This is a genomic window from Vibrio sp. A2-1, from assembly GCF_021728355.1.
GTDB lineage: Bacteria > Pseudomonadota > Gammaproteobacteria > Enterobacterales > Vibrionaceae > Vibrio > Vibrio splendidus_K.
Map to the genome: position 1 here is coordinate 612,828 of NZ_JAKKCO010000001.1, position 23,136 is coordinate 635,963.

18 protein-coding genes are annotated in these 23,136 nt (G+C 42.9%); 9 read left to right on the plus strand and 9 right to left on the minus strand.

Annotated elements, in window-relative coordinates:
• Positions 1-217 precede the first annotated feature (217 nt).
• The 3 genes from L3V33_RS02675 to L3V33_RS02685 all read right to left on the minus strand — a co-directional run bounded on the left by L3V33_RS02675 (position 218) and on the right by L3V33_RS02685 (position 3,612).
• Entirely contained in the window at positions 218-943 is a 726-nt protein-coding gene (locus L3V33_RS02675) for an HAD-IA family hydrolase (RefSeq protein WP_237288910.1), read from the minus strand.
• 305 nt (positions 944-1,248) lie between these two features.
• A complete protein-coding gene (locus tag L3V33_RS02680) occupies positions 1,249-3,057 on the minus strand; it encodes an HD domain-containing phosphohydrolase (RefSeq protein WP_114635382.1) in 1,809 nt (602 codons plus the stop codon).
• 60 nt (positions 3,058-3,117) lie between these two features.
• A complete protein-coding gene (locus L3V33_RS02685) occupies positions 3,118-3,612 on the minus strand; it encodes a hypothetical protein (protein WP_171308677.1) in 495 nt (164 codons plus the stop codon).
• Between the two features lie 248 nt (positions 3,613-3,860).
• On the opposite strand from L3V33_RS02685, the gene L3V33_RS02690 reads away from it, so the two are divergent.
• From L3V33_RS02690 to L3V33_RS02705, 4 genes are all read left to right on the plus strand, one after another.
• Positions 3,861-4,337, plus strand: a complete 477-nt coding sequence (locus L3V33_RS02690; RefSeq protein WP_017088239.1) for a CreA family protein — start codon at positions 3,861-3,863, stop codon at positions 4,335-4,337.
• A gap of 142 nt (positions 4,338-4,479) precedes the next feature.
• Complete coding sequence (locus tag L3V33_RS02695; protein WP_054546914.1) at positions 4,480-5,784, plus strand: inosine/guanosine kinase; 1,305 nt, start codon at positions 4,480-4,482, stop codon at positions 5,782-5,784.
• 293 nt (positions 5,785-6,077) lie between these two features.
• Positions 6,078-7,826 carry a formate--tetrahydrofolate ligase gene (locus L3V33_RS02700; RefSeq protein WP_237288911.1) on the plus strand — a complete coding sequence of 583 codons (1,749 nt, stop codon included), beginning with the start codon at positions 6,078-6,080 and terminating at the stop codon, positions 7,824-7,826.
• Between the two features lie 237 nt (positions 7,827-8,063).
• Positions 8,064-9,968: a diguanylate cyclase gene (locus L3V33_RS02705; protein WP_237288912.1), complete on the plus strand. Its 1,905-nt coding sequence runs from the start codon at positions 8,064-8,066 to the stop codon at positions 9,966-9,968.
• 36 nt (positions 9,969-10,004) lie between these two features.
• Here L3V33_RS02705 and L3V33_RS02710 read toward each other — a convergent pair whose 3' ends face one another.
• Positions 10,005-10,610, minus strand: coding sequence for a beta-phosphoglucomutase family hydrolase (locus L3V33_RS02710; RefSeq protein WP_065206072.1), 606 nt, complete (start codon positions 10,608-10,610; stop codon positions 10,005-10,007).
• A gap of 87 nt (positions 10,611-10,697) precedes the next feature.
• Between L3V33_RS02710 and arfB the strand changes: the two genes are divergently transcribed.
• Complete coding sequence (arfB, locus tag L3V33_RS02715; protein WP_171328535.1) at positions 10,698-11,108, plus strand: alternative ribosome rescue aminoacyl-tRNA hydrolase ArfB; 411 nt, start codon at positions 10,698-10,700, stop codon at positions 11,106-11,108.
• 189 nt (positions 11,109-11,297) lie between these two features.
• On the opposite strand, the gene L3V33_RS02720 is transcribed toward arfB, so the two are convergent.
• A complete protein-coding gene (locus L3V33_RS02720; protein WP_171328533.1) occupies positions 11,298-11,615 on the minus strand; it encodes a helix-turn-helix transcriptional regulator in 318 nt (105 codons plus the stop codon).
• Positions 11,616-11,816: 201 nt separating this feature from the next.
• On the opposite strand from L3V33_RS02720, the gene L3V33_RS02725 reads away from it, so the two are divergent.
• Positions 11,817-12,143 (plus strand): hypothetical protein, encoded by a 327-nt coding sequence (locus L3V33_RS02725; protein WP_054546918.1) that lies wholly within the window; start codon positions 11,817-11,819, stop codon positions 12,141-12,143.
• 100 nt (positions 12,144-12,243) lie between these two features.
• Here L3V33_RS02725 and L3V33_RS02730 read toward each other — a convergent pair whose 3' ends face one another.
• The 3 genes from L3V33_RS02730 to L3V33_RS02740 all read right to left on the minus strand — a co-directional run bounded on the left by L3V33_RS02730 (position 12,244) and on the right by L3V33_RS02740 (position 15,823).
• Positions 12,244-13,308, minus strand: coding sequence for a trypsin-like serine protease (locus tag L3V33_RS02730; RefSeq protein WP_171328530.1), 1,065 nt, complete (start codon positions 13,306-13,308; stop codon positions 12,244-12,246).
• A gap of 263 nt (positions 13,309-13,571) precedes the next feature.
• Entirely contained in the window at positions 13,572-14,705 is a 1,134-nt protein-coding gene (gene gcvT, locus L3V33_RS02735; protein ID WP_171328528.1) for a glycine cleavage system aminomethyltransferase GcvT, read from the minus strand.
• A 494-nt stretch (positions 14,706-15,199) separates the two neighbouring features.
• The gene (locus L3V33_RS02740) at positions 15,200-15,823 is read right to left on the minus strand and encodes an XRE family transcriptional regulator (RefSeq protein ID WP_017082298.1); all 624 of its coding nucleotides are present in this window, start codon (positions 15,821-15,823) and stop codon (positions 15,200-15,202) included.
• A gap of 441 nt (positions 15,824-16,264) precedes the next feature.
• Between L3V33_RS02740 and L3V33_RS02745 the strand changes: the two genes are divergently transcribed.
• The 3 genes from L3V33_RS02745 to gcvP all read left to right on the plus strand — a co-directional run bounded on the left by L3V33_RS02745 (position 16,265) and on the right by gcvP (position 20,957).
• Positions 16,265-17,557 carry a serine hydroxymethyltransferase gene (locus L3V33_RS02745; protein ID WP_171310553.1) on the plus strand — a complete coding sequence of 431 codons (1,293 nt, stop codon included), beginning with the start codon at positions 16,265-16,267 and terminating at the stop codon, positions 17,555-17,557.
• 51 nt (positions 17,558-17,608) lie between these two features.
• A complete protein-coding gene (gene gcvH / locus L3V33_RS02750) occupies positions 17,609-17,989 on the plus strand; it encodes a glycine cleavage system protein GcvH (RefSeq protein WP_004730871.1) in 381 nt (126 codons plus the stop codon).
• A gap of 88 nt (positions 17,990-18,077) precedes the next feature.
• Entirely contained in the window at positions 18,078-20,957 is a 2,880-nt protein-coding gene (gene gcvP / locus L3V33_RS02755; protein ID WP_237288913.1) for an aminomethyl-transferring glycine dehydrogenase, read from the plus strand.
• 1,281 nt (positions 20,958-22,238) lie between these two features.
• Here the strand turns inward: gcvP and L3V33_RS02760 are convergent.
• The gene (locus L3V33_RS02760) at positions 22,239-22,868 is read right to left on the minus strand and encodes a hypothetical protein (RefSeq protein WP_237288914.1); all 630 of its coding nucleotides are present in this window, start codon (positions 22,866-22,868) and stop codon (positions 22,239-22,241) included.
• Positions 22,869-23,136 lie beyond the last annotated feature (268 nt).

Consider the following 23,136-nt stretch of genomic DNA (forward strand, 5'->3'; position numbering starts at 1 on the left):
AGGGGTAATCTAATTAAACGGGTCTTTTTTCGCTTACCCTCTTGCTGCAGGTGACACATAATGAATAAAACAGAAACACCAAACACCGACGACATTACATGCCCTTTATGCCAACACGACGAATATCTACTCTCAGAAAGTGGAGAAAAGTTTACTTGTGCCTCTTGCGGTTTTCATACTAAACAATTTAGTAAGGTAGTCAGCCTTCAGCTAGGCTCTACCCCACCAAAGCTGCAGGGTTCGGTATTCCACCACTTGAGCAGTGTTTGCCATTAATCCAAACCGAAATCTCTTCCAAACTGTAGATATCCTGAGCCGCTACCTCTGATGAGTCGGCTTCGGGATCTACGACTGATTCATTGATACTTGGGCGCAATCGGAATGATTGAATACCCGCACGAACACCCGCTTCAATTCCTTTTAAAGTATCGTCCACATAGATACACTCATTGGGTAAAAAGCCCATATTCATGGCTGTATACATAATCAGGTCAGGTTCTGGCTTCCAGCTGTTGGCATCAAAAGCTGAAAACACTTTACCTTTAAAGTCATCAAGCATTCCTGTCATGGCCAATGAAGATTCAACCCGAGACTTAGGCGCGTTAGAAGCGATACAAAATTCGATGTCCTGTCGCTTTAGAAATTCAATGAGCTCGATAGCACCATCCATCGGCTTTAAATGATGTTGGAACAAGGCTTCTAATTCAATACGATATAACGGCTCAAGCGTATCAATCGAGATAGATAGCCCTAAACGTTCCTGTGTATCCATTAAGATGTCGGCCAGCTTTCCACCTTGAAAGTGCGCATAGCAGTCATTAACGTTTAGCTCCGCCCCAAAGCCGGTGAACACATTCACCAAGGCTTGGCAACAAAGCTTTTCGCTATCGATGAGTGTTCCATCACAATCGAAAATTACACATTTAGTCTGTTCTAACCGCATAGCTCTCTCACTCGCATTGAATTCAAGTTTTATCCTATAGTGTTCTTTCAATGCGTGGGATGATTAAGATAACAGTTTACGGACGCAGGCTTATTTCTCTTCGCGAAATATGGGCTTGATCACCTTATGGCTCGACATAAGCAACAGCTTTCATCAAATTAACCCAGAATCTGCCAAACCAAATACTGCAAGGTTTACATAAACGACTTAATTTCAGTGGAAAATATAAATTGCCACGTCCTAGTCGGATTATGGCGAATTGATAAAGAAACCAAGACTTATAGACTATTCAGATAGAGCGAGAGTTAGCTAACAACCGACTCTTCTAATACCTTAACTTCAATCGAAGGTACAGACGCATATTCTACAGTTCCAGTATCGGGATACGAATCTCGGATGGCGACAAACTCGGGCAAGTGTTTCAGTAGCAGTTTGGTTAGTTTAGGGTCAAATTGATAGCCACACTCTCTATCGAACAAATCGACGACCATCTCTAATGGCCATGGCTCTTTGTAGCAGCGGGCACTAAGCAATGCGTCAAATACATCGGCTACCGCAGTAATGCGAGCAAACAAATGAATTTGTTCACCTACCTTACCATTAGGGTATCCAGTGCCATCCCAACGCTCATGATGTTCGTTAGCAATGATTGCTGCGAGGTTGGTAATATCACCCGCTCCGCTCTTCAGTAAATTGTAGCCCGCAGTGGTGTGAAGTTTCATTACATCCCACTCTTGGTCTGTCAATTTACCTGGTTTATCCAAGATAGATTCCGGAACCGAAATCTTACCTACATCATGCATCGGGCTTATGATCTCAATCATCTCGACCTCGCGATGGCTCAAGCCACGATACTTGGCAAGCAATGCGGATAACTTGGCTACACGCTTAACGTGATTACCCGTCTCGCCAGAGCGAGTTTCAATGGCTTCACCCAACACATGAATCATGTCCTTTTGAACATTCAAAGTTTGTTTCTGTAGAGCAAGGATTCGCTTGTTCTTTTTTGCCAACTCTTTCTTTTGGCGCAGGGTAATAAATTGCATCACGATAATCACGCTCAGCCCTGTAATGACCATGATTAAGCCCAACAACAATTGAAAGTTCTTTTGTAAAAAGGAGGAAGGCTCGTTAACAATCACAGATCCTGTCGGCAGTACGTTATCACCAATACCAAACTTTTTAAGCGCCGGATAATTGAAAACAAAACGCTTGTTGTCACCGGGAACTAAAGGTGTAGAAAAATTAAGAGGCACATACTTATCCAATGCACTAACGGCCTCTTCGCCCATACTTCGCGAGTGGTTTACATAACCTCCGAGTACATCACCGACTATATTAAACTGCCATAACGCAAACACTGGTGCGGCGCTCGATGCAGATAAGGTTTCCGCGACCTCTTGATAGGTATGATATACACCTTGATCTAACTCAGTATTGTAGTGGCTCAGTAAGACCGCATCGTCAACAGAGACCCCTTTCAAGAACTCACTTGTTTGCTTGAGCGACAAATCGCGTATTTCTACCAAATTAATCGATGGAAAGTCTGCCATAATATGGCTTATATCTTTACGGATTAGCTCAGAAGTGACACTGTAATCATTGATGAAATAGAGGTTCTTTAGATTAGGTCTTAGTTTAGAGATCAGCTTAATATTAACGTCTATCTGATCGTTTTCATAAAGCACAGTCGCTCTATCAGACACCGCATACATATCGGTGCTTATGTCATTGATACCCGCCGCAACAATAGGTGTCGCACGGTCAATCAACGCACTCAGTGATTCAAGGAAATTAGCCGCGTTATCGTCAGTCGCAATAACACCATCAAATTTATAACCTGCGTATTTGGCTTGTAAGTAATCGGTGAGAGAGTGGTAGTACTCAGAGCTATGGACGCGCTTTGTATCCAAATACTCGATTGAGAGTTTAACTTCGGTTTGAGATTGGCTGAACGCACTGTCTATCCCTTTCTGAAAGTCAGCAGTCCATTGGTAAGAAGGTTCGTATGAGTGTAAAACTAGGATGCGTTTGATATCCCAGTCGGTAGCAAAACTGACTGTAGAAAAAGCGCTAACACACAATACAGCGATTGATATCAATAGCTTGTACATACAAAACCCTTTATAAAAGATGGGGTATTGTACTTAGATTAACGCTTTCTCAAAGAATCTTTAGTTCTCGACCCACACTTTATCGTGAGAAGCATGATCTTGTGCCCAAAAATCATGTAACTGCTTGGCAAAGCCGTTGATATCTTGACCGTTTTCAATAATCACGTCGGAGATCAACAGAGAGTCTTCCACTTCTGTGACAATAGCACTCGCCACAACATCACCATTTTGAGTTCCAATGTATAAAACATGCTCATTAGATAACATAATCTGACTCAAGAACTCAAGCATATGTGCCCTTTCGGTTTCATCGTGATAAACACTGGCTTGGTTAAGTGAAAAAAGTACCGTCAGTTTATGGAAATCGACTTTATGCAGTTCATCAATTTGGGAAGGAATTTGATCTTGAGCGAGGAGTTGGTAATTCTTGGATGGGAGTCTGCTTTTATAAAGTTCTCGACCTAGCAAGCTCTCCTTTGCGGGATAAGCAATGTCGAGTTGGCTAAACAGCCATTGGTTTTTCTTATGTGCGCTTTCAGGTATTTCGTTATTCATTCTTTTAGTACCTAAGATTAGTAACCCCAAATATCGCAGTTATTTGGGAGACATATGGTCGGCGTAGGAGCCGAGCTACATGCAGAAAGGATACAGAGCATGACTAACGCCAACAAGTACTTTAAATGCTTCATATTTTTCATTCTCTCATAACATCCTTTAAGAACTCGGTGAAAAGCTCTACACTCGTATTCAAGCTTTCAATATCCTTATAGTAAACAGAACTATATAAATAAAAAGGACTTCTTATGAAAAAAGCCTTAATAGCAGCAGGTATCATCACAATGTTGGCAGGCTGTTCGGACAACGAGGTTGGCGACGTCTCTTTGGGATTCTTCACAATGAAGGATATCAAAATGTCATCTTTAGATGATGATAAGATCGAAGGTGTGACTTGTCACATTGCATCAATCGAAGCAAATCTTAGCCTTTCTGATCCAAGCGATAGCTCTATCTCTTGTCGTCAAACGGGCGAAATCACTCCAGAAATGATTGCTAAAATAGACAAAAGTAAATCAGGTGAAGTGGTATTCAAGCAGTCGAAAAGTATCTTTTTTAAAACGATGAAGGTTCGTCGTATCTACGATGCTGAGAATCAATCGCTGCTTTACTTGTCTTACACAACCAAAGAAACAGAAGGCAGTTTCAAACATAGCCTTTCAACCGTTCCGCTATGGGGTACAAAGGCTTACGTAGATCCGGCAACACTCGTTCCAGTCGAATAGTCTCACACGAATGGTCTGAAGCAAGAGTAAGCTGAATCACCTGTACAGACATTGCGCAGGTGATTCAAAATGTAATAAAAATGAAAGAAACAGAAACAAAATGTGATATCATGCGGCAAAATTTTTTCACTGTATTTGTCATATGAAATTTCCTGGACAGCGTAAATCTAAGCACTACTTTCCAACTCACGCCCGTGATCCGTTGGTCAACCAAATTCAACAAACACCTAAGCTTCACCGCGCAACAATTGTCGGTGTGGGTCAAACTATTGTTGATATCGAGGCCCGTGTTGACAACGCGTTCCTAGAAAAATACGAGCTGAGTAAAGGTCACTCACTAGTATTGGAAGAAAGTAAAGCAGATGCGCTGTATGAAGAATTAGTTCAACGCGGTTTGATCACGCATCAATACCCTGGCGATACTATCGGCAATACATTGCACAACTATTCCGTACTTGCAGACAGTAAATCTGTCCTGCTTGGCGTAATGTCTAAGAAGATTGAAGTTGGCTCATTTGGTTACCGCTACCTTTGCCGCACTTCTTCTCGTATGAACTTAAACCACCTACAAACCGTTGATGGTCCAATTGGTCGTTGTTACACGCTCATTACCGAAGATGGCGAACGTACGTTTGCGATCAACGAAGGACACATGAACCAACTACTCCCTGAAAGTATTCCTGAACAGATTTTTGAAAAAGCGTCTGCATTGGTTGTGTCTTCATACTTAATGCGCGGTAAGCCTGAAGATCCGATGCCAAAAGCGGTACAAAAAGCGATTGAATACGCGAAAGCGCACAATGTGCCAGTTGTACTGACGCTTGGTACGAAGTACGTGATCGAAGGTAACGCTGAATGGTGGCAAGAATACCTGAAAGAGAACGTAACCATCGTCGCAATGAACGAAGATGAAGGTGAAGCCTTAACCGGTGAAAAAGATCCTTTGCTAGCGGCGAACAAAGCGCTTGAGTGGGTTGACCTAGTTCTCTGCACTGCAGGCCCTGTCGGCTTATACATGGCAGGCTACACTGACGAGCCAGCGAAACGCGAAACCACACTACCGTTGTTACCGGGTAATATTCCTGAATTTAACAAATACGAATTCAGCCGTGCGATGCGTAAGCAAGACTGTAAAGACCCAGTAAAAGTGTACTCTCACATCGGCCCTTACTTAGGTGGCCCACTTGAGATTAAAAACACAAACGGTGCTGGTGATGGCGCGCTTTCGGCACTTCTACATGACATGGCAGCGAACAGTTACCATCACGTGAACGTACCGAATTCAGAGAAACACGAGCACGCGTGCTTAACTTACTCGTCACTGTCTCAAATTTGTAAGTACGCAAACCGCGTAAGCTACGAAGTATTGACTCAGCACTCTCCTCGCCTTTCTCGTGCACTACCAGAACGCGAAGATAGCTTAGAAGAAACATACTGGGATCGATAATCAACCATGCCAGGTTGTTAACTCATCAAAGTTGATGACCAGCTAGATTTTCCATTCCTGAAGGGCTGCTATATGCAGCCCTTTTTGTATTCAGCACCAATATAACTGCAGCTGAAGGTAGTCACATCGAATATTTTGCTCGTTTAACATTTGATCTCGCGCAATGACTCTTTAGATCTGTTATCTTCCAGCACATAATTCGTGTGGTTTGCCTTTACTTGGCAAATTTATACAGTACTATCGCCACGCAAACGTTTACGTACAACCTTTCGGTTCTGATATAAGGATCAAATATGCTGTCTGATATTAATATTTGTCGCTCTACTCCCCTTAAAAACATCAGTGAAGTTGCCAAACAAGCTGGCCTGCAACACAACGAACATCAGCCATTAGGGCAATACAAATCTAAAGTGTCTCTGACATCACTTGAACGCCTCGCCAACCAACAAGATGGTAAATTGGTCGTGGTGACCGCTATCACACCAACGCCTCTTGGCGAAGGCAAAACCGTCACTACTATTGGATTAGCACAAGGCCTCGCAAAGATTAACCAATCTGCGATGGCCTGCATTCGCCAGCCTTCAATGGGCCCAGTTTTTGGTGTTAAAGGTGGCGCAGCCGGTGGTGGTTACTCTCAAGTCGCCCCTATGGAACAATTAAACTTGCACCTCACCGGTGATATTCATGCTGTGACAGCCGCTCATAACCTCGCCTCTGCAGCCATTGATGCACGCTTGTATCATGAGCAGCGTGAAGGATTAGAAGCCTTTGAAACACGCTCTGGCTTAAAATCATTAGACATCGACCCAAGCAGAATCGTGTGGCGCCGTGTACTCGACCATAATGACCGTGCATTGCGCATGATCACAGTAGGCAAAAACGAAGCAGACAAAACAATTAATGGCCTTGAACGCGAAGATGGTTTTGATATCTCAGCCGCTTCAGAGCTGATGGCTATTCTCGCGCTGGCCGATGATCTACAAGACCTACGCAAGCGGATCGGCCATGTCGTACTCGCATATAACAATCAAGGTTCGCCATTAACCGCAGAAGACTTTAACGTCGCGGGCGCTATGACAGTAACGATGAAGGACTCTATTGAACCAACATTGATGCAAACCCTTGAAGGTGTGCCAACGTTGATTCACGCAGGACCTTTCGCAAACATTGCACATGGTAACTCTTCAATTATTGCCGATAAGATTGCTCTAAAACTCAGTGATTTTGTTGTGACTGAAGGCGGCTTCGGCTCTGACATGGGGTTTGAGAAGGCGTGTAACATCAAGGTTAAAGCGTCGAACAAGAAGCCCGATTGCGCCGTAGTTGTCGCAACATTACGCGGATTAAAAGCCAACTCTGGTTTATACGATTTGAGACCGGGTACTCCATTGCCTGATTCAATCTTTAATGACGATCAAGACGCGCTCACTGCAGGCTTTGAGAACCTTAAATGGCACATCAACAACGTTAAACAATATCAAGTGCCTACTGTCGTTGCGATCAATCGATTCCCACAAGATTCAGCTCAAGAGCTCGATACTTTGAAACAAATGATCACCGACTTTGACCCAAGTGTCAGCGTTGAAGTAAGTGAAGCCTTTGGTCAGGGTGGTGAAGGTGCAGTTCAGTTGGCTCACGCCGTGGTAAAAGCATGCCAAACAGAGAGTAAATTTAAGCCTTTGTACTACTCTAAGCAAAGCTTAGAAGAGAAACTGATGGCAGTCGCTGAAGTCGGATACGGCGCAGCAAGTATTTCGCTATCACCACTGGCAAGAAAACAACTAACTGAGTTCAACCAACACGGCTATGGCGATCTATCGGTTTGTTTGGCAAAAACGCCATTATCGATTTCAACAGAAGCTCAAATAAAGGGTGCACCCACTCAGTTTGACGTACCCGTTAGAGAGTTGAAACTGTGTGCTGGTGCCGGCTTCATCTACGCTTTGTGCGGCAACGTAATGACCATGCCAGGCTTACCTGACAAACCGGCTTTCATGTCATTAGATATTGATAGTAATGGAAATATTATCGGCCTAAGCTAGCTGCTCATAGCTAGATAAACGGCAATTAATCGCGATTAATTGGGCTCAAGTTTCAGATCGGCGTTCTATATTGAGCAATCATTTTTTAACGAAGTGATTGCTCAACAATCAAGCTTAATTGCAAAAAGTTGCACTAAAACCATAATTATATGCAAAGCTTGTTTTAAGTTCTGGGTCAAGATCACATTAAAAACCCCATAAAATATATAGTATTGCGCTGATTCTTTGAGGACAGTGATGAATACGAGTATAAAAAAACTAGTCAGCCAATTTCTATGTACCATTTTTGCCCTAGGACTAGTCCCTGCCCTCTATATTAACTCTGAATTTGATCGGATAGACGCTCAGCACACGCTAAATATTAAGCAATCAAGTCAAAACCAAATTGAATACAGCTTCCACGAACTGGCCGTTATTGTTGAGCAAATATCTAATTCTGTTCCTTCCATCGCAGACTCTCAAACGTTGCTTCGCGCAATTGAAGAACCATCAATTGTTCATAAACAAGCTCTGCAAGATTTGTGGGTGATGTTAGCTCGCGGACAACAATACTATTCTCAACTTCGCTACCTCGACCTAGAAGGTAACGAGGTTTACCGTATCAATTACAACAACAATAAAGCGACAATAGTTCCTGAGAATAAACTGCAGAACAAATCAGCTCGTAGCTACTTTAAAGATCTCCACCGACTGAAGATTGGAGACGTAAGCTCCAACGGTATCGATTTAGAGATTGAAAATGGTGAGGTTGTCCATCCTTTGATGCCAGCCCTAAGGATAATGACACCAGTCGCATCAGAAGATCGTATTATTGGTTACTTTATCGCTAACCTGAATATGCTCGAGGTCTACGACCGCCTTCTTTATCAAATCGGTACGTCATCCGCCGTCCCTGTTATTCTTAACAGGACCGGACATGTCATCATGGGCCCGGATATCGAAGAATCGTTTGGGCATCTTATTGAATCTCGTTCAGATAAAACCTACGCGAAGCTTTACCCTGAACTTTGGAAAGCCATTCAAGAAAATACCTCTTCTAGCTACTTTGATGGTAAAAACTGGTATTTCCACTCAGATATCAGCCCTAAAATAAAGCAATTTGAAGGACCAATTTATTTGGTTCTTCATGTTGAAAACCAACGGTTCAGCAGCCAGTACCTACAAGAAAAACAAGCTATATTCGTGCAGGTCATCACCTTATCTTTCCTAATTTCTATGATCTCTGCTGGTTTTGTTTTGTGGAACAGTAACCATAAAAAGAACAGCATCGATAGCCAACTGGCCAAAGCAGCAATGAACGGTATGTCTGCACTGGTCATTACCGACAGAAATAACCGAATCATTAAAGTTAACCAAGAATTTACTCGAGTCAGTGGCTACGAACTGGAAGAAGTAAAAGGTCGCCAACCATCGATGTTTGCCTCTGGGCGCTATAATCAGGAGTTCTACATCAAGATGTGGAGCGTAATCCAGAAGAAAGGCATGTGGGAGGGAGAAGTGATAAATCGTCGCAAAGACGGTTCATTGATTACCGAAATACTACGAATCCAAACCATCAAAGATTCGAAAGATGTGATTCAGTTTTACGTCGCTTCTTTTGTCGATATTAGTAAGCACAAAGAACTCGAGAAAAAGCTCAGAAATCTAAGTGAAAAGGACGCATTAGCCGGTTGCTGGAATCGAAGAAAATTTGACCTTGAACTTCGCGACGAATGTTCTCGTGTTAATCGTTACCCTACTCGCGAGCAATCTTGCTTAGCTATCTTGGATATTGACTACTTCAAACGCATTAACGACAGATTTGGGCACGACTACGGTGATCGAGTCATTCAAACAGTCGCTCAAGTACTTCAGCGTGAATGCCGTGAAACAGATTTTGTTGCTCGCATTGGTGGCGAAGAGTTTGGTGTTATTCTTCCTCACACCACAACGGAAGGAGCTGAATACGTTCTCAACAGGCTGAGAATTGCAGTCAGCCTTGAACTCGATAACGTAGTCACTGTGAGTGGCGGCATTACTAACATCACCAATGATCCAGCACTGAACTACAAGTGCGCTGATTTAGCGTTATACGAAGCTAAAGCAGCAGGTAGAAACAATGTATGCTTATTCCTAGACAAAGAAATGAGTGAAATAGCCTAACAAAAGATAGTACAAGCACTCTTGTTAGGCTCTCGATCAACTTGGGGCCGGGTAAAACTCTAACTTGTTCCCTTCTACCACCAGAATGCAATCCATCTTCGCAGCATGAGCGGCTTGTTTACCTAAGTTCGTATCTTCAAACACAACACACTGCTTTGGCTGTAATCCCATACCAAAACACGCATCTAAGAAGGTATCTGGATTGGGTTTGTGATTCTTAACATCTGTTGCTGTCACTAGGATATCGAGCTTGCTCAAGATATCTGTTTTGTCCAACAACTGTTCGGCACTTTTACGTTGGCTGCCCGTTCCAACCGCAATCTTTTTGCTGCCTAAATGCTCTAACAACAGAGAATGAGTACAAGGGATAATGTCCCCTTTATCTTCAATAGCCGCAAACGACGCCATCTTAAACGTAGAAACCGCTTGTGGGTCGAGCGATAAACCGTACTTACTGTTCACTTCACTGGCGATCTTATAACTCGGCATGCCACCTAAGCTATGCAGCCAAGACGCTTCAAAATGAAAACCGAATTCTTCAGCCGTTTGCTGCCACGCCTTTACATGTGCTGGCATCGTATCGATCAACGTACCATCCATATCAAAGATTAATCCATCATATGCCGTTAAATCTATTTTCATCACTACTACCACTGTTTGAGAAAGTTACTGATACCATAACCAATATTCAGTATCATGGCCCCATATTACCGTTCAAAATGGATGTTTATGTTACAAATATCTAACTCTGTTTCAATTCAAGACTGGGAAATCCAGTTAACTGCGATCAGAGCACAAGGAGCTGGCGGTCAAAACGTCAATAAAGTATCGAGCGCGATACACTTACGTTTTGATATTAATCACTCCACACTACCTGATTTCTATAAAGAAAGACTGTTAGCGCACAAAGATAGCCGCATCACGAAAGATGGCGTAATTATCATTAAAGCGCAGCAGTATAGAACTCAAGAACAAAACCGAGACGATGCTTTGGTGCGTTTGAAAGAACTGATCTTGGAAGCAACAAAAGTTCAAAAAGTAAGACGAGCAACTAAACCGACGCGTGGCTCTCAGAAAAGACGTTTAGAAGGAAAGAAACAAAGAAGCTCCACCAAGCAACTGCGTGGAAGAGTAGAATAATTTTTGATTTCATCAGTGAACACGTCACCCATCAAACAGCCGTTCTAACTCTATTTGCTTGAACAAAAACGATACCCAACGCTATTTATTCGCAGGGCATTTGTTCGAAGTATTGATTCGAAGCCTATTAGTTCGAACGCTAGGCATGCGCAAGCTAGGTATTCCAAAATAACCTAATGGAACAAAACTCTACTGCTGTTTTTTGACCGACAAAATCAGCTTGATTAACAACATGCGCTCTTCGCTGGTCAGTAAACGACTGACCGCCGCTACATCTTTCGCTGTCGCTTGTGATGCGCCAACAACATCCAGTACTACATCCAAATCGGTAACTTTCAACGTCCTAGTGAGCGAACGATACTGAGACATTTTGATATCAGCTTCACCACGCTCGATTCGTTGGTAGGTTTTTAAGCTCATTCCCGCACTTGAGGCTAATTTTTCCTGGGACAAATTGGCGAGCTTCCTGCGATCAATCAGCGCCATGATTATGGGTTCTTGTGACATAAGCTTATCCTCAATAGACAGTTATGACCTAATTTCAGCAAGAAGCAGACCATATTGACTCGCAACGGTTTACATACGCCATTAAAGGCATATTATTCGATTATTAAAAAACGTTACGTTTCATAAACTTTGACACTTAGATCGGTCGTGAGCGTACTGGCTAGTAAACTTGAATATTCAAGTGTTGGGAAATAAGAAAAATTGCAAATTGCGAATAATGAAGGCGTCAAATTGGAAATTGCGAATCGCTATACATTGGCATTTCCTTGCATCAAGCACGCATTAGAATCAGAAAATACCCGCAATCAAATTATCGCGGTACAGCATAGGCTACTCACTTACAAAGAAGTGTTGTTGCACGGGAACATGTTGGAAGATAAGGAATTAAGACAGGCTTTTTCTGCGTTGAACCAAAATGAAAAAGATGTCGCGCAAGCTGGTATCAAAAGCATCAATGATGCAATAAAAGAGATGGATGAGATTCTAGAAAGGTACAGCCGAAAAACGTTTGTAGAACTGACTAACTAAGCAACTAAGCGGGTAAATGACTAAACAGCTAAACCTGCAGACATAAAAAAGTCGACGCTATCGTTAGATACAGCGTCGACTTGTTCAAAACATTGAAGTTCTAACGTAACACGGCTTTTCTAAGACCCGCGAACAACATCAGCATGCCTAGCAAACCAAATGAAACACTACCACCACTGCTACCAGAGCCAGTCGATGTACGTGCATTCACATAAGCTGTTCGCTTAGCATCAGTAGAAACAAACTTAGCGGTTTCAGTACCAGCAATAACACTGTCAATCCAATTTCTATAGTCATAGATTTCTGTGAACACAGAAGTTATGGTGGAGGTGCCACCACATGTGCCTGGACCGAAGCTAGTGATTCCAACCTGCCTATAGTCAACACCATCTCTCCAGTACACTGGACCACCTGAATCACCTTGGCACGTACCATTGAATAGTCCGGTAGATGAGCTGTAGTTGCCGTTAAAGCAGATCTGTTTGTTAGTTAAAGCTGCATCATCAATAAAATCGGCCGTTGCACAAGTCGCGTTATCTACATAATTAAGATCGGATTTTTGTAGCAAGGTAGTACCGTCAAAACCAGAACGTGTATCACCGTGACCCACAGCAGTAAACGTCTCTAAAGAACTACGATAGCCCTCAGAAATTGGTCGTTTAACAATATCATTAATTGAATCGACATTGAGTGCACTTTCAAGTTTTAAAATGGCTACGTCATTACGTAACAAAACATTCAAGCTATTAGAATAATCGCTAGGATAGAACACCTCTGAGACTCGGATTTTTTCAATGCTTCCTTTTGGGAATTGAGAAGTGTCTTGTAGTTGAGGGACTACGACAGTAAATAGCTGAGCGTTTTCATCTCCATAAATACAGTGTGCAGCCGTTAAAATATGCGTTGGATCTAAAATTGTCGCTCCGCAGTATGGGCCCGTCGAATACACGCCATCATAATCTATTCGATCGATGAACAAGCTAGCCATTGAAGGGAATTCCGTTACTGAAGCGTTACTACCATTCACAATATAAGGAGTGACACCAATATCAGGATTGATCTCAGCCGTGTTTTCCGTCGCCAATACACTAGATGTATAAATGAACGGTGCCAATAGCACTAAAACGGCTTTACGAACCGGACTCACTGTATAGTTCACATTCATAGTCAACTCCTTGTAACCACTACGACTTATTTATAAAAATGATGTGTGGCACCATAACACGGCATAACCCTGAGTATAGTAAGTAATTGTAACGATACAGCCACATATCTCATTTTATAAACGAATTTATAAACAACTTACCTCAGCTCATCATCTTAAGTTTTATACGTTGCGAAAAACAAAAAAGCCTACCGTCAAACATCTTAGTATAAAGAGGTAAACAATAGGCTTTGATTTAGCTTAGTGGTTTCTCTTAAAAGAGATTAGCCACGGTAGTAACGCTGAGGTACGAAAGGCATTTTTTCTACTGTCATTGGTAGCTTCTTGCCACGAACGTCAGCGAATACTTCAGTGCCAATTGCTGCTAGGTCTGTACGAACGTACGCCATAGAAACTGGCTTGCCTGCGTTAGGGCCAGCAGTACCACTTGTTACAACGCCAATCTTGTTGTCTTCAGCATCGAACAATTCAGCACCTTCACGTACTGGTGCTTTAGTTTGACCAACTAGACCAACACGCTTACGTTGAACATCTTTCGTTGCGATTTGCTCAAGGATGATATCAGCGCCTGGGAAACCGCCTGCACGCTCACCGTCAGTACGACGAACTTTTTGAATACCCCATAGAAGGCTAGCTTCTACTGGAGTTGTCGTTGTGTCTAGGTCGTGACCGTATAAACATAGACCACACTCAAGACGAAGTGAGTCACGAGCACCAAGGCCAATCCACTCTACTTCTGCTTCTGATGTTAGTTTACGAGCAAGTGCTTCAGCGTGATCGTTCGGTACTGAGATTTCGTAGCCGTCTTCACCGGTATAACCACTGCGGCTCACGATACACTCTACGCCGTCGATATCGACTTTTTGAACATCCATAAACAGCATGTCTGCAACACTTGGTTGGAAACGAGCTAAAACTTCAGACGCTTTAGGGCCTTGAAGTGCTAATAGAGCGCGATCATCAATCACTTCCATTTCTACGTCAGCTGGAAGGTGCGCAGTTAGGTGGTCGATATCTTGTGTTTTACAAGCCGCGTTTACAACAACAAACAGGTGATCGCCTAGGTTTGCAACCATTAGGTCATCCATAATGCCGCCCTGCTCGTTAGTAAAGAACGCATAGCGCTGCTTACCAGAAGGAAGGTCAATAATATCTACAGGAACCAAAGATTCTAAGACAGCTGCTGCGTTTGCGCCATGAAGACGAAGTTGCCCCATGTGAGAAACATCAAAAAGACCGACAGCATCACGAGTGTGTAAGTGCTCTTTCTTTACACCTAGTGGATACTGAACTGGCATATCGTAGCCAGCGAAAGGAACCATTTTTGCACCCTCTTCAACATGAAGTGCATGCAGTGGTGTTGTTAGTAGGTCTTGATTAGCGTGTTCTTGAGTCATTTTCTTCTCCATGAAGCGTTGCAGGCTGTCCAAAGTCGAGCCTGCCGCTTATATCTCTATTTAGAGTCGCCTCTAACGATAAGTCTCATCACTAGTCACCTCAGCGTATTCGCGTTAGTCACCTTGACGTCTTAACCTTAGAAACAGTAGATAGTAAAAAGTGATGTCTTTTATATAGGCTTATATCGTTAGCTTGATAAATCAGGTTAGCTGTACAAAAGCTCTACAAGTCACTTTCTAAGAATTCACTTCAGTAAACTTCAATCAACATGAGTAAACCGTGTTCACTATAATAAACAAGCCTGAGTCAGTTTTACACCCTTAACAATAGTAAAACAGTTCAAAATGTGACATTTAACAATTTAAAAACAATTTTTCGATGCATACAAAAACGCGATATTGATGATTATCACATCAATATCGCGTCTGTTGGCTAACGTTAGAAACAATAGCAAACGGTTGCATTCACTATAAGAAATTCCAACTTTGTTAATTTATTTTGCTGTCACCCACAAAATGAGCGCGTCTTCTGCGCTGGTCGAGATAAGCATGTGACCCATATTGGCATCATAATACATGCTATCACCTTCACTCATTGGCACAGGTTCGTAGAATTCTGAGTAGAACATCACATCACCAGAGATGATCATCAAAAACTCTTCACCGTCGTGACGTACCCAATCGTTATACTCTTCAAAAGTACGCGCTCTCACGCGACTCTTAAAGGGCATCATCTTCTTATTAGACAGCTCTGTTGCAAGCAGTTCATGCTCGTACGTTGGGGTTGGGTGAGGTTTACCTTGACCGGCCTTAGTTAAGTCACGACGCCCTGTTGCGACCTTTTTCCTTGGTGGCTCAAACAGTTGGGGCATATTTATTTGTAAGCCCATCGCTAGCTTTTGCATCGCTTGGAAGGTTGGAGAGATTTGCTCGTTCTCAATTTTGCTGAGCGTAGAGCGAGCTAAACCAGTACGTTGGCTCGCTTCTTCTAACGTAATCCCAAGCTTGCCGCGGATATCTTTAATGCGCTGGCCAAGCCTAAGTGGTTCGATATTCTGGTCTAACGTTTCCTTCGCCAACGTTAAAGATGGGTACTCATCATAAATGTCTTCTGACATAGGTCCCTCATTAAATTCTTGCTTCCTGTCTATTAATTTCATTGTTGCATGAAGCGCTTTGTTGATTAAAGAGCACACAGAGAAATAAAGCGTGCTCCCCGTAGCAAAACAAGAAAAGTTGTTTCCTATTGGAAATTTTTGTTGAAAATTGATTTTATCGGAGCTATGTTATCGACTTGTTAGATGAAGAGATGCTACTTCAGCTTGCAGCAAATGATAGATTTAACATTTGTAAGAGCTGTTTTTTACCCGAACTTTTTGGGAAACAATTCGTGCTGCATTGACCCTACAACGATCGCTTAGACGCTGTAAGAGTATATTTATAACGCAATTCACGTTTATCTATACCTATATAGCGCAAACGATACCGATGCAGAAATCAACGTAAGACCTAATGGACTATAAAAATAATCACCATTAGCTTAATGAAAGGTCTCGACAATGAACGCTTACCAAAACCATAGCTTAGACAGTTTTTTCACTACGAACCTATCTGGTACTGACGACGCAGTATTTGCTGGCATCCAAGCAGAGAACACTCGTCAAAATGAACAAATCGAACTTATTGCTTCTGAGAACATCGTTTCTAAAGCAGTAATGCAAGCTCAAGGCACTTGCCTAACAAACAAATACGCAGAAGGCTACCCAGGCCGCCGTTACTACGGTGGTTGTGAACATGTAGATACAGTTGAAGCGATTGCAATTGAACGTGCGAAGCAACTATTCAAATGCGAATACGTAAACGTACAGCCTCACTCAGGCGCTCAAGCAAACGGTGCAGTTAAACTTGCTCTGCTTCAACCTGGCGACACTATTTTGGGTATGTCTCTTGACGCTGGTGGTCACCTTACACACGGTGCACGCCCTGCAATGTCTGGTAAATGGTTCAATGCCGTTCAATATGGCGTAGACCGCGATACTCTAGAAATCGATTACGAAGCAGTTCGTACTTTAGCTATCGAAAGCCAACCTAAAATGATTATTGCTGGTGGTAGTGCTATCCCACGCGTTATTGATTTCGCTAAGTTCCGTGAAATCGCTGATGAAGTTGGCGCTATCCTAATGGTTGATATGGCACACATCGCGGGTCTTATCGCGACAGGTGCTCACCCTAGCCCACTACCACACGCACACGTTGTTACTACAACAACGCACAAGACACTTCGTGGCCCACGCGGCGGTATGATTCTTACGAACCACGAAGACATCAACAAAAAAATCAACTCTGCAGTGTTCCCTGGCCTTCAAGGCGGCCCACTAATGCACGTTATCGCGGCTAAAGCAGTGGCGTTTGGCGAAGCACTTGGCCCAGAATTTAATACTTATATTGATTCAGTGATCGACAACGCAAAAGTTCTTGCTGAAGTGTTGCAAACTCGCGGTTGTGACATTGTGACTGGCGGAACAGACACGCACCTAATGTTGGTTGACCTTCGTCCTAAGGGCTTGAAAGGTAACGTAACTGAAGAAGCATTAGAGCGTGCAGGGATCACATGTAACAAGAATGGCATACCATTCGACACAGAGAAGCCTATGATTACTTCGGGTATTCGTTTAGGTACGCCAGCTGGAACCAGTCGTGGTTTTGGCACTGAAGAATTCAAACTTATCGGTGAATGGATCGGCGATGTACTTGATGGCTTAGTTGAAAGCCCTGAAGGCAACGCTGAAGTTGAGCAACGTGTTCGCAAGCAAGTTAAAGAGCTTTGCAAACGCTTCCCTCTTTATCGTTAAACCGTTTTTAAGATTTAAATTAAAACCTCATAAATTTTTGGAGAATAAGCAATGGACAATACACTAAAGTTTGCAGACAGCCACGAGTGGGTAAAAGACAACGGTGACGGTACTGTGACTATCGGTATTTCTGAGCACGCTCAAGAGATGCTAGGTGACGTTGTGTTTGTTGACCTGCCTGACACTGGAGACGAAATCGAAGCTGGCGAAAGCTTCTCTCTAGTTGAATCAGTGAAAGCAGCTTCTGATATCTACGCACCAATCTCTGGCGAAATCGTAGAAATCAACGAAGAATTAGAAGATAGCCCAGAGTTAATTAACGAAGAATCTTATGAAGGTGGTTGGATTGTTAAAGTGAAGATGTCTGATGCGTCTGAACTAAACAACCTTAAAGATGCGGAAGAATACCTAAGCTCTATCGAAGAAGACTAATAGGTTCCTCATTACGATAAAGCTGCTCTTTGGAGCAGCTTAATTTTAGGGGCTAGCTCACGGCTCCAAAGAGAAAGTAGAACATATCATGACTGAATTACTTCAAAGCCAATTACTAAAAGACTTGGGTACTCAAAACGAGTTTGTTGCTCGTCATAACGGCCCAAATAAAGCAGACCAGCAGAAAATGCTTGATGCGATCAACGCGACTAGCTTAGACGCACTGATCGACGAAACGGTTCCTGCACAAATCCGTCTTGAAAAACCAATGACACTTGCTGCGCCACTGAGCGAAATGGACATGCTGACCTCTCTTAAAGAGATCGCTAACCTAAACCAAGTGAAACGTACTTTCATTGGCCAAGGCTACTACAACACATTCACTCCAAACGTTATTCTACGTAACGTTTTAGAGAACCCAGGCTGGTACACAGCTTACACACCATACCAACCAGAGATTTCTCAAGGTCGTCTTGAAGCTCTACTCAATTACCAACAAATGGTAATGGATCTAACAGGTATGGAAATCGCGAACGCATCCCTTCTTGATGAAGCGACAGCGGCTGGCGAAGCAATGACACTGTGTAAGCGTGCTGGCAAAAGCAAGAGCAAAGTATTCTTCGTTGCTGACGATGTTCACCCTCAAACACTAGAAGTTGTTAAAACTCGTGCTGAGTACATCGGTTTTGAAGTAATGGTTGGCGCTCTTGAAACACTTCCAGAGCAAGACGTATTTGGTGCGCTTCTTCAATACCCGAGTACAACGGGTGAAGTTCGCGACCTAACAGACATCATTGCGAAAGCTCAAGCTAACAAAACACTGGTAACGGTTGCTACTGACCTACTTGCTTCTGCTCTACTTAAGCCAGCTGGCGAAATGGGCGCAGACGTAGTCATCGGTTCAGCGCAACGTTTCGGCGTTCCTATGGGTTACGGCGGTCCACACGCTGCATTCATGGGTACTCGTGAAAAGCATAAGCGTACAATGCCAGGTCGTGTAATCGGTGTATCAATCGATACTCACGGTAATCAAGCGCTACGTATGGCAATGCAAACTCGTGAGCAACACATCCGCCGCGAGAAAGCGACATCAAACATCTGTACAGCTCAAGCACTTCTAGCAAACATGGCTTCTTTCTACGCGGTTTACCACGGTGCAGAAGGCCTACGTACTATTGCTCGTCGTACACACCACATGACAGCTATCCTAGCGGCTGGCCTGACTAAAGCGGGTTACGAGCTAACGAACAACAGCTTCTTTGATACTATTACGCTGAACACAGAAGACAAGACAGATGCACTCTACGCGAAAGCGCAAGCAGCAGACATCAACCTTCGTCGACTTGATGGTAAAATCGGTATCAGCTTAGATGAAACAACAACGATCGACGACGTGAACGCACTGTTCGCAATCTTCGACGTGAAAGAAGACATTCAAGCACTCTCTTCTGACATTGCATCAAACGAGTTTGCAGCAATTCCAGAAAACTGCCGTCGTGAATCAGAGTTCCTAACTCACCCGGTATTCAATACGCATCACAGCGAAACGCAAATGATGCGTTACCTAAAACAGCTAGAGAACAAAGACTTCTCACTAACGCACGGCATGATCCCTCTGGGAAGCTGTACGATGAAGCTGAACGCTGCTGCTGAGATGATCCCAGTAACATGGCCTGAGTTTGGTTCTATTCACCCATTCGCACCTCTAGAGCAAGCGGCTGGTTACACGGCACTAGCAAAAGATCTTAAAGAGAAGTTATGTGAAATCACTGGTTACGACGATTTCTCACTACAGCCAAACTCTGGTGCATCTGGTGAATACGCAGGTCTAATCGCGATTCAACGTTACCACGCAAGCCGCGGTGAAGCTCACCGTAACGTTTGTCTGATTCCAAGCTCTGCGCACGGTACTAACCCTGCTACAGCATCAATGGTTTCAATGAAGGTAGTGGTTGTTAAGTGTGATGAAGATGGCAACATCGACATGACAGACCTAGCAGCGAAGATCGAGAAGCACAAAGAAAACCTATCAAGCATCATGATCACTTACCCTTCTACGCACGGCGTATACGAAGAGCAAGTGAAAGAAGTGTGTGAACAAGTACACGCAGCGGGCGGTCAGGTTTACCTAGACGGCGCGAACATGAACGCTCAAGTAGGCCTAACGTCTCCGGGCTTCATCGGTTCAGATGTATCTCACTTGAACCTACACAAAACATTCTGTATCCCACACGGTGGTGGCGGTCCGGGTATGGGTCCTATCGGCGTTAAATCGCACCTAGCACCTTTCCTACCAGGTCATATCGAAAACGGTGTACAAGGTTCTGACTACGCGGTATCAGCAGCAGATTTAGGTAGTGCTTCAATCCTACCTATCTCTTGGGCTTACATCGCGATGATGGGCGAACCTGGCCTAACAGACGCAACTAAAGTAGCGATTCTGAACGCGAACTACGTGATGGAGAAACTACGTCCTCACTACCCTGTTCTTTACCGTGGCACTAACGGCCGCGTAGCGCACGAATGTATTATCGATATTCGTCCGCTTAAAGAAGACACAGGCATCAGCGAAGAAGATATTGCTAAGCGTCTAATGGACTTCGGTTTCCACGCGCCTACTATGTCTTTCCCAGTAGCTGGCACATTAATGGTAGAACCAACTGAATCAGAAGATTTAGAAGAGCTAGACCGTTTCTGTGAAGCGATGATCGCAATCCGTCACGAAATGGCAGCAGTGAAAGCCGGTGAATGGCCACTAGACAACAACCCTCTAGTGAACGCACCGCACACACAAGTTGACATTTCAGGCGCAGAATGGGATCGCCCTTACTCTCGCGAACTGGCTTGCTTCCCATCGAAAGCAACGAAGAACTCGAAGTACTGGCCAACAGTTAACCGTGTAGACAACGTATACGGCGACCGTAACCTAATCTGTTCTTGTCCAAGCATCGACAACTACGAAGACTAATTTTTGTAGATTTTAGATAAACAAAAGCGAACCACTTGGTTCGCTTTTTTGACATCCTAGATTTTAATTATTAACTAATCTAACTTTAGCGCTGAATTATACTAATAGGGTTGTATTTTGTTGCTAAACACAAATAAACTAAAAGCTAGCATAGAACGGTTAATCCGTAAGTTCTCGTCGCACATCATTCCTATCATGCAAGACATTTTTTTTATATTTATTTATAACTGCAGTGACAACATCTCCATGCCTCATATGCGATAACACGATTTCACTACTTTGGGTAAACCGCTGGCTAATTTTTATAGTATACGACTTAAATAACCAGTTGAAAAAATTCTGGTAACATACAGCCTGTTCAAAATTACACCACTTAACTCCATATGTACCTTTACTCCACGGAAATATTCCAGAATAACACCACACCCCCGACTCATTGATATAAATCTTTACGCTCCTTATTTTAAATATTTTAAGTATTATTCTAAATATATAAACGACTAAAAAAGCAATAACCACAATAAGTATAGATTCATGGTGGTCACGAGGGAATAGCCTGAAAATCAAAGGAAAGTTATACACTATGATAAAAAGGATAACTAAAGTTAGTACCGGGTCTATATACGCAGTCCACGATTTCCTAAAAACGTTATTCCCCTCTAGAACCAGACTATCCCTCACTGTGTGCACTCCTTTTAATTAAACTGTCATATTAAATATTAATAATTTTTAAAATCGCTTGTAATAATTTCATAGTTTTCGCGCTAAAAGTATTCTCGCATAGGTTTAACCAGTAAATATTCGACACAACTCACTAATGTAGGCCATTAAAAATGAACTACAAATAACTAAACCTAGTGACCAAAGTTGACGTATATTATTCGTTTTCAGCGCAACGACAAGCATATCTAGTCTTAGCGACGACTAATTCGTAGCTGTGCTAAGAAGCAAAACATAACAAAAGGCGAACCAAATGGTTCGCCTTTTGTTATTTGAAATTCAAGGTAAACAAATGCATTGACCTTACCGTAAGGGAAAGGTTTATGGTGGTATGACGGTCACGATGAATTAGGAAATGATTATGGGATGTTGCAATAAAGCTCCGAAAGGTGGAGCCCCTCTTAGTTTACTTCTAAAAGTAACGCTTGGGATTGGGTTATTTGTGTTTCTGTTGGCTCTGTGGCAGTAGGAGGCTGATACGGTACTAGGTTTGAAGCTAAGAAATGATGGTATGTAAAAGATAGATAGCGCCAAATTAGCTATTGGCGCCATAGCCGTTTGTTAGCTTTGTACTCCAAGCTCGTGCATTAGCTTCTTTCGGCACTTTTCAACAGATTCAATCGCTGACGAATAACCTGGAACAGCAGATTCTAAAATTGCTTCGTCAGGATCATTGTTGAGAGCTAGCTCCATACTAGATAGCATCCCTATGGATTGAGATAAGTCTGATAAAGCTCGCTTTGCTGCTGAAGTAAGGTAAAGACCGTGAACCATTTTAACTTTATCTATAGCGACACGATAATAATGAAAATGTCGATTGTCGGCTAAAGTGTCGACATTCCTCCAGACGTAATGTTCATTTGGTGATCGTTCAGCAAGTTGCTTCCAACTGTATAAATGAATTTCTACGAGTAACTCATCAATAGCAGTCAGAGCGTCCAAGCTCTTAGATTGAAATGACTGACGAAGAGCCCCTTTTACATCAAGTTCTGTTTTGACCTTTTCGAGTTCAACGGCATGCTGACGTTTAATGGATTCTACTTGGTCTGTAATCTGCCCGATATCTTCTTTTGTCGCTAAGTTTTTGGCTTTTTCAGACAAATACTTGGGAACGTAGTTTCTGACAAGAAAGCCACCGATGGATATGGATACCACCACAGCAATGTTTAAAATTAATACTAAATCTTCCAATTGACCTCCAAAAAAGCTAACAGTTCTTAGACAGAAAATCCTGCATTTAAATACAGAATATTTCTATCTAGCTCTTTATGCCATCAATTGTACTAGCCTTTGTCTTTCCATAACAATCACTTATACCACAACCTTAGTGATTAGCGTGGCAAATATAGAAATTATCCATCTAGCATGATTCACAATAAATCAATAAGTTACGTGAGTTGGTGTTGTGTTTTGACCATCAGAATCTGCCCCTACCTCAAAGCTAGTGAAACTCTATAAA